Source organism: Herbaspirillum sp. GW821-FHT09A12 (assembly GCF_059418325.1).
On sequence record NZ_JBWKPR010000002.1, the window covers coordinates 170,711 to 184,083 of the forward strand.

General features: G+C 63.7%; 10 protein-coding genes. 8 read left to right on the forward strand and 2 right to left on the reverse strand.

The features are described 5' to 3' along the window. Window positions 1-11 precede the first annotated feature (11 nt). From AC07N6_RS05870 to AC07N6_RS05900, 7 genes are all read left to right on the forward strand, one after another. On the forward strand, window positions 12-1,688 hold the full coding sequence (locus AC07N6_RS05870; protein WP_494779383.1) for a methyl-accepting chemotaxis protein: 1,677 nt from the start codon (window positions 12-14) through the stop codon (window positions 1,686-1,688). 425 nt (window positions 1,689-2,113) lie between these two features. Beyond that, complete coding sequence (locus AC07N6_RS05875) at window positions 2,114-2,659, forward strand: iron transporter (RefSeq protein WP_494779384.1); 546 nt, start codon at window positions 2,114-2,116, stop codon at window positions 2,657-2,659. Between the two features lie 172 nt (window positions 2,660-2,831). Next, entirely contained in the window at window positions 2,832-3,173 is a 342-nt protein-coding gene (locus AC07N6_RS05880; protein WP_494779385.1) for a cupredoxin domain-containing protein, read from the forward strand. A gap of 195 nt (window positions 3,174-3,368) precedes the next feature. Beyond that, window positions 3,369-4,241 (forward strand): FTR1 family iron permease, encoded by an 873-nt coding sequence (locus AC07N6_RS05885; protein ID WP_494779386.1) that lies wholly within the window; start codon window positions 3,369-3,371, stop codon window positions 4,239-4,241. Between the two features lie 58 nt (window positions 4,242-4,299). Next, a complete protein-coding gene (locus AC07N6_RS05890; protein WP_494780245.1) occupies window positions 4,300-5,637 on the forward strand; it encodes a 4Fe-4S binding protein in 1,338 nt (445 codons plus the stop codon). A gap of 146 nt (window positions 5,638-5,783) precedes the next feature. Next, complete coding sequence (locus AC07N6_RS05895; RefSeq protein WP_494779387.1) at window positions 5,784-6,125, forward strand: zinc ribbon domain-containing protein YjdM; 342 nt, start codon at window positions 5,784-5,786, stop codon at window positions 6,123-6,125. 97 nt (window positions 6,126-6,222) lie between these two features. Beyond that, window positions 6,223-7,230, forward strand: coding sequence for a bile acid:sodium symporter family protein (locus AC07N6_RS05900; protein ID WP_494779388.1), 1,008 nt, complete (start codon window positions 6,223-6,225; stop codon window positions 7,228-7,230). Window positions 7,231-7,320: 90 nt separating this feature from the next. On the opposite strand, the gene AC07N6_RS05905 is transcribed toward AC07N6_RS05900, so the two are convergent. Next, the gene (locus AC07N6_RS05905; RefSeq protein WP_494779389.1) at window positions 7,321-8,370 is read right to left on the reverse strand and encodes an NADP(H)-dependent aldo-keto reductase; all 1,050 of its coding nucleotides are present in this window, start codon (window positions 8,368-8,370) and stop codon (window positions 7,321-7,323) included. A gap of 222 nt (window positions 8,371-8,592) precedes the next feature. Here AC07N6_RS05905 and AC07N6_RS05910 point away from each other — a divergent pair, with 222 nt between their 5' ends. Beyond that, complete coding sequence (locus AC07N6_RS05910) at window positions 8,593-9,855, forward strand: MFS transporter (RefSeq protein WP_494779390.1); 1,263 nt, start codon at window positions 8,593-8,595, stop codon at window positions 9,853-9,855. 22 nt (window positions 9,856-9,877) lie between these two features. Here the strand turns inward: AC07N6_RS05910 and AC07N6_RS05915 are convergent, their stop codons facing one another. Further along, window positions 9,878-13,060: an EAL domain-containing protein gene (locus AC07N6_RS05915; protein ID WP_494779391.1), complete on the reverse strand. Its 3,183-nt coding sequence runs from the start codon at window positions 13,058-13,060 to the stop codon at window positions 9,878-9,880. Window positions 13,061-13,373: the final 313 nt, after the last annotated feature.

Here is a 13,373-nt window from a genome sequence, read left to right on the forward strand (position 1 = left end):
GACTTTTCATCATGACGATCACCAAGCGCCTGATCATTACTTTATCGACCGCCTTGCTGGCGCTGCTGTTCGTCGGCGTCGACGGCCTGTGGCAATTGCAGCGTGCCCAGCAACGGCTGGACACGATCCAGAACCGCATCATTCCCGGCATCGAAAGCCTCAATGCCCTGAAGGGCTATATTGCCGATTCGCGCCTGGCCGGCTATCGCCTGTCGGTGTTTGCCAACCTGCCCGACAAGACCACCCTGCAAAAGGCGGTCGATGCCGCCAATAAATCCCTGGATGACGAATTTGCGCGCTATGACCGCGAGCGCGTGTTCAACGACGATGACCGCAAGCTGATGGAGATCGACAAGGCCAACGTCGAGGCCTACCGCAAGGCGCTGGTGCCGTTCTTCGCCGCCGCTTACGCCAACGACATGGACGCCGTGCGCGCCACCCTGGAAGCCGGCACGCCGCTGGCCGTCACCGCCGCTGCCGCCAAGAAGGGCATCGACGACCACATCGTCGCCAGCGGCAAGCTGATTGCCGCGATACGCGCCGAGAGCGACGAGGCTTACGCCTTCGCCTTTCGCACCATGGTGGCGGTGATCGTCGTTGCGGTGCTGCTGACCGCGTTGCTGGGCTTCCAGACGCTGCGCCATGTGAGCGGCAGCCTGTCCAAGATCCAGCGCACCTTCGAGCATGTCAGCCAGACGCTGGATCTGTCGCGTCCGGTGCCGGTCGAGCGCATGGATGAGATCGGCCGTACCGCCACTGCCTTCAACAAGCTGCTGGCGCGCATCGTGGAAGTCGTGACCACTACCCGCAGCTCGACCGATTCCGTGACCGTCGCCGCACGCCAGATCGCCGCCGGCAATGCCGACCTCTCTTCCCGTACCGAGCAACAGGCGGCGGCGCTGGAAGAAAGCGCGTCGAGCCTGGAGCAGTTGACCTCGGTGGTGCAGCAAAACACCGAGAATGCGCGCGAAGCCAACAAGCTGGCGCTGTCGGCATCGCATATCGCCTCGCAAGGCGGCGATGTGGTGCGCCAGGTGGTCGAGACGATGAACTCGATCAACGACTCCTCGCGCAAGATCGTCGACATCATCGCCGTGATCGACGGCATCGCTTTCCAGACCAACATCCTGGCGCTGAATGCGGCGGTGGAAGCGGCCCGTGCCGGCGAGCAGGGCCGCGGCTTCGCGGTGGTGGCCTCCGAGGTACGTTCGCTGGCGCAGCGTTCGGCGGCGGCCGCCAAGGAAATCAAGATGCTCATCGACGACTCGGTCGACAAAGTGGGCACCGGCAGCAAGCTGGTCGAGCGGGCCGGCGTCACCATGAGCGAGATCGTCGACAGCGTCGAGCGCGTCACCCAGATCGTGGGCGATATCGCGTCAGCCAGCGAAGAGCAGAGTTCGGGCATTGCGCAAGTCAACCAGGCCGTTTCGCAGATGGACCAGACCACGCAGCAAAATGCCGCGCTGGTGGAAGAGGCGGCCGCTGCGGCGCAGGCATTGCAGCAGCAGGCGGAGACGCTGGAACGGGTGGTCGGCGTCTTCAAGCTGGACGCCAACCGCCTGGCCAACCCGGCCGCCGCGGCGCCGTCCATTGCGCGCGGCTCGATCGACATCACCCCGCAAAGTGCGCGCCTCAAGAGCAATGCTTCCACGATGAAGAAGCTGGAAATGGAGTTGGAGGAATTCTGATCCCTCCAGTTGGGCAGCGCGGGGATTGAAACAATCCGTTGTCCCTGCAGCAAGAGAAAGCTCCTCGATGAGGATAATGCCGTTCAGTTAAGCGCTGAACGGCATTTTTGTTTATGGAGTTCAGACTCCGTTCGCCCTGAGTAGCTGCGCAGCAGCGTATCGAAGGGCAGGCAAGACCGCTGACGCTGACACGCTGGCTTCGATACGGCCCTGGCGGGCCTACTCAGCCCGAACGGGCTTCTGTGATGGGTGCCTCAGAATGAGCCTTAACTGAACGGCACTACCTCGATGAGGAGCTTTTTTTATGCCCGGAAGGGCATGGGGCAATCGCGTCGCCTGGTTTCCATCCGGACATGCAGCCGCTATTTATAAATGATACAATTAATGCTAATCATTATCATTTGATTGACCAGGAGAACACTAAGATGATTGGTATCAAGAAACTCGCTGTTGCCGCCGCCTTGATGGCATGTACCGCAGGTGTGGCCATGGCCGCCGAATACCCGATCGGCAAGCCGCAGATCCAGAACGGTTTCGAAGTCAATGCCGTTTACCTGCAGCCGGTCAAGATGGAACCGGACGGCATGATGCGCAAGGCCGAAGAGTCCGATATCCACCTGGAAGCCGACATCCGCGCCGTGGCCAAGAACCCCAACGGCTTCGCCGAAGGCGACTGGATGCCTTACCTGGTGATCAAGTACGAACTGACCAAGGCCGGCTCCACCAAGACCATCAAGGGCGACATGATGCCGATGGTGGCCAACGACGGTCCGCACTATGGCGACAACGTCAAGCTGGAAGGCCCGGGCAAGTACAAGCTGAAGCTGACCATCTCCTCGCCGGCCGCCAACGAGCATGCCCACTTCGGCCGCCACGTCGACAAGGAAACCGGTGTCGGCCCCTGGTTCAAGACGTTCGAATTGACTTACGACTTCACCTTCGCCGGTATCGGCAAGAAGGGCGGTTACTGATCCGTGCCGGTTCCGTGGCGGGAGGGGAGCCTCCTGCCACAGAACCGCGCAGTGCCGCCATTGTGCAGTGTTGAATACCGGCTGCCTGATCGCCAGAGCAGCCGGCTTCCATTGTGAACCTGTTCAAGGTCTCGGCGAGAGTTGAACCGGTTCCCAGAGTTCTGGAGCGCCCATGTTTTTACGCAAAGCCCGGCTGATGCTCGGCGCAGTGCTGCTGTTGGCAGGAGCCTCGCTGGCGTCGGCCTCCGAGTTGCCGACCTTCAAGCTGGAAATGCAGGACGGCAAGCTGATCCCGCCGCGCATCGAAGTGCCGTCCGGCCAGCGCATCAAGATCGAGATCCACAACATCGGCAAATCCGCCGCCGAGTTCGAAAGCATCGAACTGCGCAAGGAAAAGGTATTGGCGCCCGGCGCCCAGTCCTTCGTGGTGATCGCCCCGTTGCGTCCCGGCGAGTACAAGTTCTTCGACGATTTTCACCTGAACATGCCGCAAGGCGTGATCGTCGCCAAATAAACCGGGCGACCTGGAAACCGCACCGGAGCGCGCCCGGATGCGGGGTTGAAAAAAAAGGCGGTGGTATGCCGCCCAAAACAAAGGGCGGTACACCGCCCCAAGCGCGAGACGCGGGGAGCAACGGCGTCGCCCCGGCTGCCATGCGGCCGGGCGCAATGGATTGAACGAAGCAAGTTTTGCAAGGGATGGGTTTCAATGGGACAGGTCATGTTCATCGTCTGGCGCGAAAGCGTCGAGGCGCTTCTGGTGGTCGGCATCCTGTATGCCTGGCTGAAGAACGGCGATATCTCCGCGCGCCGCGGCTTGCCGTACCTGTGGAGCGGCGTGGCGGCAGGCGTGCTGCTGGCGCTGGCGCTGGGCGCGGCGCTGCTGGGCTTTTCCGAATTGCTGGCGGGCGACGCCCAGACGTACTTCCAGATCGCCATCGTGCTGATCGCCTCGGCGCTGATCGTGCAGATGGTGTTCTGGATGCGCAAGCACGGCCGCACGCTCAAGAAGGACATGGAAAGCTCCATGCAGTCCAGCGTGCAGAGCGGCAACTGGTGGGGCGTGTTCGTGCTGGTGGCGCTGGCCATCGCGCGCGAGGGCAGTGAAACCGCGGTGTTCCTGTACGGCATCGGCCTGGGCCAGCAGGATGCCAGCACGGCCTCGCTGGTGCTGGCCGGCATCATCGGTTTCGGCCTGGCCTTCCTGACCTTCTACATCCTGCAACTGGGCGGCAAGATCTTCTCCTGGCGCCGTTTCTTCCAGGTCACCGAAGTGATCCTGCTGCTGCTGGCGGCCGGGCTCCTGGTCACCGGCGTGGAAAAGCTGTTCGACGTGCTGCTGGAAAGTTCCGACGCGCTGGCCTCGGCCGACTGGACCATGACATTGACGGCGCAGGTGTGGGACACCTCCCGCCTGCTGGACGACTCTTCCACCATCGGCAGCCTGCTGTCGACGCTGACCGGCTACCGCGCACGCCCGGCGCTGCTCTCGGTGATCGTCTATGTGGTTTATTGGCTTGTGGTATGCTCGGCGCTTTACCGCAAACCAAAGCCTCAGCCGACGAGGCAAGAAGCCGTCTGAGCCCGCTATGAATACCTGTGCGCAATCGCCGACCCTGCTCTCGCGTACGGGCGATTGGATGCGCCGCAACGGCGCATTCATCCGCGGCTTGCAGTGGATCGTGGTGGCGGTGTACGCCATCCTGATCCTGGTGCCGGTGTTCCTGCCGCTGCCTGACGAAACCGCCCACCTCTGGTCCAACATGACGCTCATCGCCCAGTTCGCCTTCTGGGGCATCTGGTGGCCGTTCGTGCTGGTCAGCATGGTGCTGATGGGGCGCGTATGGTGCGGCGTGCTGTGCCCGGAAGGCGCGCTGACCGAATTCGCCAGCAAGCACGGCCGCGGCCGCGCCATTCCCAAATGGATGCGCTGGGGCGGCTGGCCTTTCGCCGCGTTCGCGCTGACCACGGTCTACGGCCAGATGGTCAGCGTCTACCAATATCCCAAGGCGGTGCTGCTGGTGCTGGGCGGCTCCACCGTCGGCGCCATGATCGTCGGCTACCTGTACGGCCGCGACAAGCGCGTCTGGTGCAAGTACCTGTGCCCGGTCAATGGCGTGTTCGGCCTGCTGGCCAAGCTGGCGCCGCTGCACTACAAGGTCAACGAGGATGCCTGGCGCGCCTCCTATCATCCCCGGCACAAGATCATCCCGATCAATTGCGCGCCGCTGGTGCCGTTGCGCAACATGAAGGGCGCCTCGGACTGCCATATGTGCGGACGCTGCAGCGGCCATCGCGACGCCATCGAACTGAGCTTCCGGGCGCCGACGATCGAAGTGGTCAAGTTCGGCAAGACCCAGAACAACCTGTGGGAAAGCGCCCTGGTGCTCTACGGCCTGCTGGGCATCGCCATCGGCGCCTTTCACTGGACCGCCAGCCCCTGGTTCATCGCCATCAAGCAGGGCATCGCCACCTGGCTGATCGAGCGCGACATCATGTGGCCCTTCGGCACCCAGGCCCCCTGGTGGCTGCTGACCAATTACCCGCAGCAAAGCGACGTCTTCACCTGGCTGGACGGCGCCATGGTGGTGGGTTACATCATGGCGACCGCGCTGGTGCTGGGCACCGGGGTGTCGCTGTTGTTCGCCCTTGGCACGCGCCTCCTGGGCAAGTGGGAATGGAGCCGCTTCAACCACCTGGTGCAGTCGCTGATCCCGCTGGCAGGCTGCGGCGTGTTCGTCGGCTTGTCGGCGACCACCATCAGCCTGCTGCGCGCCGAGCACTGGCCGGTGTACTGGGCCAACGACGTGCGCGCCGCGCTGCTGTCGGCGATGACGCTGTGGAGCCTGGTGCTGGCCTGGAAGGTGGTGGCGCGCTACGCCACGTCCTGGCCGCAGCGCCTGGTCGCCATGGCGCCGCTGGTCGGCGGCCTGGCCCTGGTCAACTATGCCTGGCTGCTGATGTTCTGGCTCTGGTGAGATTGCGGCACTGAATGGCTTGGCAAAACGGCAAATTCTGATCAAGGAATTTGCCGTTTTTTATTGCCCGCCTGAGCTTGCGCAAGGCCCGCCCGGGCCCGGCGCGGTACAATCCCGCCTTTCCATTTTCCGTACAGGAATCCGCCATGAGTACCTTGCCTGCCTGCCCCCAATGCCAATCCGAATTCACGTATGAGGATGGCGGCATGCTGGTCTGCCCGGAATGCGCGCATGAATGGTCGGCGCAGCCAGCCGCGCTTGCCGTCGAAGCCGCCAAGGTCTGGCGCGATGCCGCCGGCAACGTCCTGCAGGATGGCGACACCGTGACCGTGATCAAGGACCTGAAGCTCAAGGGCGGAGGCGGCGTGGTCAAGATGGGCACCAAGGTGAAGAACATTCGCCTGGTCGACGGCGACCATGACATCGATTGCAAGATCGACGGTTTCGGCTCGATGGGACTCAAGACCGAGTTCGTCAAGAAGGTCTGAACCATCCCCGGGCGGCTTTTCGCAAGCCGCCTTCCCGCATCCAGAGCAAGCACCGAGAACCCCGAAACAGTCAACCGAAAAAGTCAACCACAACGCCATGGCCCGCCCGCGCTTCCTACCCGACAACATGACCTTGCTGCTGATCGCCGTGGTGGCGACGGCGTCCATTTTTCCCTGCACGGGCGATGTCGCCGTCGGTTTCGACTGGCTGACCACGTTCATGATCGGGCTGCTGTTTTTCATGCATGGCGCCAAGCTCTCGCGCGAGGCGGTGGTGGCCGGCATGACGCACTGGCGCTTGCATGTCACGGTGCTGCTGTGCACCTTCGCCATCTTCCCGCTGATCGGCCTGGCCGCCAAGCCGCTGCTCGCTTACTTCATCACCCCCGAGCTCTATCTCGGCCTGCTGTTCCTGTGCGTGCTGCCGTCCACCGTGCAGTCGTCCATCGCTTTTACGGCCGTCGCGCGCGGCAATGTGCCGGCGGCGATCTGCGCGGCTTCCGCCTCCAACCTGCTGGGCATTTTCCTCACGCCGCTGCTGGTGGGCATACTGGTGGTGGCGCACAACGGCGACGGCCATGCTTCGCTGGGCTCGATCCTCAAGATCGTCTACCAGCTATTGCTGCCTTTCGTCGCCGGCCAGGTGCTGCGTCCCTGGATCGGCGCCTGGATCGAGCGCAACAAGTCCTGGCTCAAGTTCGTCGACCAGAGCTCCATCCTGCTGGTGGTCTACGTCGCCTTCAGCGAGGCGGTAGCGCAGGGCCTGTGGCGCCAGGTGCCGCCTGCCATGCTGGTGTCGGTGCTGGTGATCAATGTGCTGCTGCTGGCCGCCATCATGCTGATCACCACCTACGGCAGCCGCCGCCTGGGCTTCAACAAGGAAGATGAAATCACCATCGTCTTTTGCGGCTCCAAGAAGAGCCTGGCCAGCGGCGTGCCGATGGCCAAGGTGCTGTTTTCCAGCGGCGCCATCGGCATGGTGCTGCTGCCGCTGATGCTGTTCCATCAATTGCAGCTGATGGTGTGCGCGGTGCTGGCGCAACGCTACGGCGCGCGCAGGGAAGAGGCGCAAGCGGCCGCCGCGACGGAAAGCGGCGGCGATTGAAATGGATGCAATGCCAATGTCATGAGAACAAAACCGGCCATCAGGCCGGTTTTGTTTTTGGTGCGAAGAGTGTGCATCAAGGCATCCGCATCAGGGCGCCGGATTCGGCTGTTCCTTGTGGATGGCTTCGATGCCGGCGATCACTTCATCGCTCAGTTGCACTTGCAGGCTATCCAGGTTGCTGCGCAACTGCTCCAGGGTGGTGGCGCCGATGATGTTGGAGCTCAGGAACGGACGGCTGTTGACGTAGGCCAGCGCCATCTGCGCCGGATCCAGCCCGTGCCGCTCGGCCAGCGCCGCGTATTGGGCGGTGGCGCGTTCGGCTTGCGGGTTGGCATAGCGTACGAAACGCTCGAACAGCGTCAGGCGGCCGGCGGCGGGGCGCGCGCCATTACGGTATTTGCCGCTCAACATGCCGAAGGCCAGCGGCGAGTAGGCCAGCAGGCCGACCTGTTCGCGGTGCGCGAATTCGGCCAGGTTGATCTCGAACGTGCGGTTGAGCAGGTTGTACGGATTCTGGATGGTGACCACGCGTTCCAGCCCATGCTGCTCGGCCGCGCGCAGGAATTGCGCCACGCCCCATGAGGTTTCGTTGGACAGGCCGATATGGCGGATCTTGCCGGCCTGCACGAATTCGGAGAGCACCTTCAGCGTCTCTTCGATCGGCACCGTCTTTTCGTCGGCCACGTGCTGGTAATCGAGTTGGCCGAAGCTGTTGACGCTGCGGTCGGGCCAGTGCAATTGGTAAAGGTCGACGTGCTCCAGTTGCAGCCGTTCCAGGCTGCCGTGCAGCGCATCGGTCAGGCCCTTGCGGTCGAGGTCGTTGACGCCGCCGCGGATGTGGCGCGGGTTGTGCGGCTTGCGCGCGGGGCCGGTGCATTTGGTGGCGATGAGCAGCTTGTCGCGCAGGCCGGATTTCTTCAGCCAGGTGCCCAGGTAGCGTTCGGACAGGCCCTGGGTTTCCGCCTTGGGCGGCACCGGATACATTTCCGCCACGTCGATCAGGTTGACGCCGCGTTCCACCGCCAGGTCGAGCTGGGAATGGGCTTCGGCTTCGGTGTTCTGCTGGCCCCAGGTCATGGTGCCCAGGGTGATCAGGCTGACCTTGGCATCGGTGCGGCCAAGTTGGCGATACTGCATGCATTTCTCCTTGTCATTGTCGGCGCAGGCGCGACGCGCCGGATCGGGTAGTATATCTGCGCCGCTTCTTCATTGCAGGACGCGGCCGGGCCGGCGCCAAGACCGGTCACCGGATACGCCGAAACCCGGCGCCTGCTTCCTGCCGTGAGCAATGCATGGGCAAGGAAAAAGGCTGCCGGCCACAAGAAAATCATTTTCGCCTGCCAGCGCGTTGATCGCTTCATGTCATCCACATCCACTCCCACTTCGGGCCAGGCCGAGGCCGGCCAGCTCTTGCGCCACCATACCGCCTTCAAACTGTTCTGGGGCGCCAGCGTGGCGTCCACCATCGCCTTGCAGATGCAGATCGTCGCCGTCGGTTGGCAGGTCTACCAGCTCACGCACAGCGCCTTCGACCTGGGTATCGTCGGCCTGGTGCAATTCATTCCTTCGCTGATCCTGGTGTTCGTGGTCGGCCATGTGGCCGACAAGCACGATCGCCGCAACGTCGCCCGCCTGAGCGCGCTGGTGGAGGCGCTGGCGGCGGCCACGCTGGCGCTGGGCAGCATCGGCGGCTGGCTCAATCGCGACATCATCTTTTGCATCGTCTTCGTGATCGGCGCCGGGCGCGCCTTTTCCAAGCCCACCATGTCGGCCATGCTGCCCGGCCTGATGCCGCCGTCGCTGTTGCCGCGCGCGGTGGCGGGATCGGCTTCGGCCACCCAGTTCGCCATCATCATCGGCCCGGCGCTGGGCGGTTTCCTTTATGTGGCCGGCCCGGCCGTGGTGTATGCCAGCAGCTGCGTGTTGTTCGCGCTGTGCAGCCTGATGCTGTCGCTGATCAGGCGGCCGCCATCGGCCGCTTCCGCGCCGGCGGCCAAGCCGGCCGGCGCCAGCCTGTCCTCGGTGTTCGCGGGACTGGCCTTCATCCGCAGCAAGCCGGCCATCTTCGGCGCCATCTCGCTGGACATGTTCGCCGTGTTGCTGGGCGGCGCCACCGCGCTGCTGCCGGTGTACGCGCACGACATCCTGCAGACCGGCTCGGCCGGCTTGGGCCTGCTGCGCTCGGCGCCCGCGGTGGGGGCCTTGGCGGTGGCGCTGTTCCTGGCGCGCAATCCCTTGCGCGGGCGGGTGGGGCGCACCATGTTCATCGCGGTGGGCGTGTTCGGCCTGGCGACCGTCGCCTTCGGCCTGTCGCGTTCGTTCGCCTTGTCCTTGCTGGCGCTGGCGGTGCTGGGCGCATCCGACATGATCAGCGTGGTGGTGCGCTCTTCCTTCGTCCAGCTGGAAACGCCGGACAACATGCGCGGGCGCGTGAGCGCGGTCAACTCGGTCTTCATCGGCACCTCCAACCAGTTGGGCGAGTTCGAATCGGGCCTGACGGCGGCCTGGTTCGGCGCGGTGCCGGCGGTGCTGATCGGCGGCATCGGCACCCTCCTGATCGTGCTGTTGTGGATACGCCTGTTCCCGGCGCTCTACCAGGTGGACCGGCTGGCCTCGAAGTAGCCAGGCAAGCGCGCAGCGTTGCTTACAACGGCATCTCCTCCTGCGTGGCAGTCGGTTGCTGCGCCAGCAGCAACTGCAGGAACTGGGCATAGGGGACGGGCTTGCTGAAGTAATAGCCCTGATAGTCGTCCGAGCCGAATTCGCGCAGCGCATTCAACTGTTTTTCGGTTTCCACGCCTTCGGTCACCACCTTCAGGTTCAAGGCATGGCCCATGGCAATGATGGCCTGCACGATGGCGCTGTCGTTGGGGTCGTCCGGGATGTCGCTGATGAAGGACTTGTCGATCTTCAGGGTATTGACCGGAAAGCGCTTCAGGTACGCCAGCGAGGAATAGCCGGTGCCGAAATCGTCGATCGAGATGGTGAAGCCTTCGGCGCGGATGCCGTCCATGATCGCAATGGCCTGGTCGCGGTTGTGCATGACCATGCTCTCGGTGATCTCGAACTCCAGGCAGGAGGGCGGCGTGCCGTGGCGCTCGACCACCCGCTTGATGTCTTCCAGCAGGTTGGCGTCGCCGAACTGGCTGCCGGCCAGGTTGATCGAGATGCGGCCGAATTCCAGCCGGCGCGCCAGCAACTGGCCGACATCGCGGCAGGTGGCGTCCAGCACCGCCAGGCCGATCTGGTCGATCAGGCGGGTTTCTTCGGCCAGCATGATGAATTCCCCCGGCGGCAGCAGGCCGCGCACCGGATGTTGCCAGCGCACCAGCGCTTCGGCGCCGACGATGTGCGCGCCCGCCAGGTTGACCTTGGGCTGGTAATGGACCACGAACTCGCCGCGTTCGATGGCGCGCCGCAGTTCCGATTCCAGGGCGATGCGTTCGACCGTGTTGGTGTTGACCTCGTCGGAGAAGAAGCGGTAGTCGTCCTTGCCGTGGTGCTTGGCGCGGTACATGGCGATGTCGGCGTTCTTGATCAGCGCTTGCGCGTTGTTGCCGTCGCCGGGATAGGTGGCGATGCCGATGCTGGCCGAGAGCGTCGCTTCCTGGCCGGCGATGATGAAAGGCTTGCGCGCTTCGGCCAGCAGTTTTTGCGCGATCTCGCCCAGTTGCAGCGGATCGTCGAAGTCATCCACCAGCACGATGAATTCGTCGCCGCCCACGCGCGCCAGGATATCCAGCTCGCGCAGGCTGTCGCGGAAGCGCTGGGCGATTTCCTGCAACACCGCCTCGCCGGTCTCGTGGCCGAAGGTGTCGTTGATGTTCTTGAAGCGGTCCAGGTCGAGCAGCAGCACCGCCACCATGCCGTCGCGGTGTTCGGCGTGGGTGATCGCATTGCTTACGTGCTGGGTGCACAGGAAGCGGTTGGGCAACCCGGTCAGTTCGTCATAGTGCGCCAGGTGGCGGATGCGCTCGTCGGCGCGGCGGCTTTCGATGGCCACGCAGGCCAGGTCGGCGGCGATGTTGGCCAATTGCAGGTATTCGCTGCTGGGCGCCTGGTTTTCCTTGAGCAGGGCGGAAAACACGCCGAGCAGCTGGCCTTCCTTGCCGATGATGGGCCAGGCGCCGCAGGAAGGATAGGCCGCGGTGTCGATCAACGGACGCAGATGCTCCATCATCGGGTCGCGCGCGATGTCGGTGACGATGCTGGGCGCGCGCCGCAGCGCCGCCTCCGCGGCCACGCCGTTGCCGTGGCGGATGGCCATGCCCTGCAGCATGCGCACGATGCGTTCCGGATGGCGGTGGCTCAGCATCGAGGTGAAATGCGAGGCATGTTCGTTCACCAGCAGGATGCAGCATGCGCTGTAGGGGATCTGCGAATCGGCGAAGCTGACGATCCCGGAGAGGATGGCATCCAGGTCCTCGTCGGCCATCACCATATGCAGCACGCGGTTTTGCTCGTTTTGCAGCAGTTCGGCGCGCTTGCGGGCGGTGATGTCGCGCAGGATGGTGAAGATCGCGTAGCTGCGGTCGAGCTCGGCGCGGTGCAGCGTGACGTCGGTATAGATGATCTTGTTGCGGCGTACCGTCACCCATTCGAACTGCTGGGGTTGGCCGGACAGCGTTTTGGCGACCAGGTCGTCGATGTCCGGCTGGGCGATGTGCAGCGACTTGTGGCGCGAAAACAGCCCGACCTTGCGGCCGATGATGCGTTGCTTGTCCAGCACGCCGAAAAAACGCACCGCGGCCGCGTTGCAATCGAGATAGCGCAGGTCGGCCGAGATCAGCACGATAGGGTCGTTGCCGTCTTCGTACAGCTTGCGGTAGCGATATTCGCTGACCGAGAGCGCATTGTCGATGCGGCGCTGGTAGCGATAGTAGAGCAGGAAGGAAATCAGCGCGATCAGGATGAAGCCGAGGATGCCGGTAGCCAGCAGGATGCGGTTTGCGGTGCGGCTGCGCCACGGGGCCAGCACATCGTCCATGCGGCGCGCGTACACCACCAGCATCGGCCAGTCCTGCAGGCGCTTGTAGGTGAACAGCAGCTGTTCGCCGGTCAGGTAGGAGATTTCCTCGAAACCGCCTTCTTCCGGGCCGCTGCTGATCCTGGCCATGCTCCTGGCGTCCCGCATGCTGGTGTTGAGCCAGCGCTCTTCGAAGGGGGAACGGATCATCATCGCGCCGTCGTCGCTGCGCAGCGAGACGATCGCTTGATAGTTGGTGATGTGCTTGTAGAAGTCGAAGAAGTAGGCCGCGCGCAGTTCGGCCACCAGCATGCCGGCCGGGCGGGCGGCGCTGTCGTACAGGTTCATCGCCACCGGCAGCACCAGTTCCCGGTTGTAATGGCTGCGGGTGAGCTGGCCGACGAACAGGCGCGGACGCGCCGGATCGAGGTCGGCATACTTCAGCTTGAGGTCGTCGGCGACGTTTTCCTGTTCCAGCGGCAACAGGGAGCTGGCGCGGCTGAGCCCGTCGAGGGCGACATAGCGCAGCGCCAGCACCGGCTGCAGCGGCTGCTTTTGCTCGGTAAGCAGGCGGTGCAGGCCGGAGCTGTCGTCGAGCAGGTTGTGGTCGGCGCGATGGATGGCCTCGGAAGTCGCCCGCAGCATGGCGTCGATGTCGCGGAAGGCGCGCTCGGCGTGTTCTTGCACGCTGCGCACGGCGACCATCGAGCTGCTCTTTTCCGCTTCGATGGTCAGAAGGCGATCCTGGCGGATCTCCCACCATGTCTGGATGACGATAAACGAGCCGACGAAGGCGACGAAGATCAACAGGGTCCTGAGGGTGCTGCCGGCTCGTCCGGCGGTCTTTTTCTGTTTTCCCATGTAGACGAATATTGATAACACCTGTGGTCATGCAGCTTCCCGCCGCCAAGCGCCCACTGCCAAGCGTTTGCCGTGCCTGTCGCGACAGGTTGTACCAGCAAGCCCGGAATGCGTCAGCGCGCCCCCATGGCGCGCCGTACGTGCGCATCGGCTGGCGCGCATCTCATGCCCGGGGGCGAAATGCGTTCCGTGCTGATGCCATCAGTTGGCGTAATCGGCCAGGCAGTGTGCCGCTCCCTGTTTCACCCGCCGGATGTTTTGTTGCTGTTGGTTTTGCAGTTCAGTGCGTCTTCCCGTTTGCACCCCTATCCGC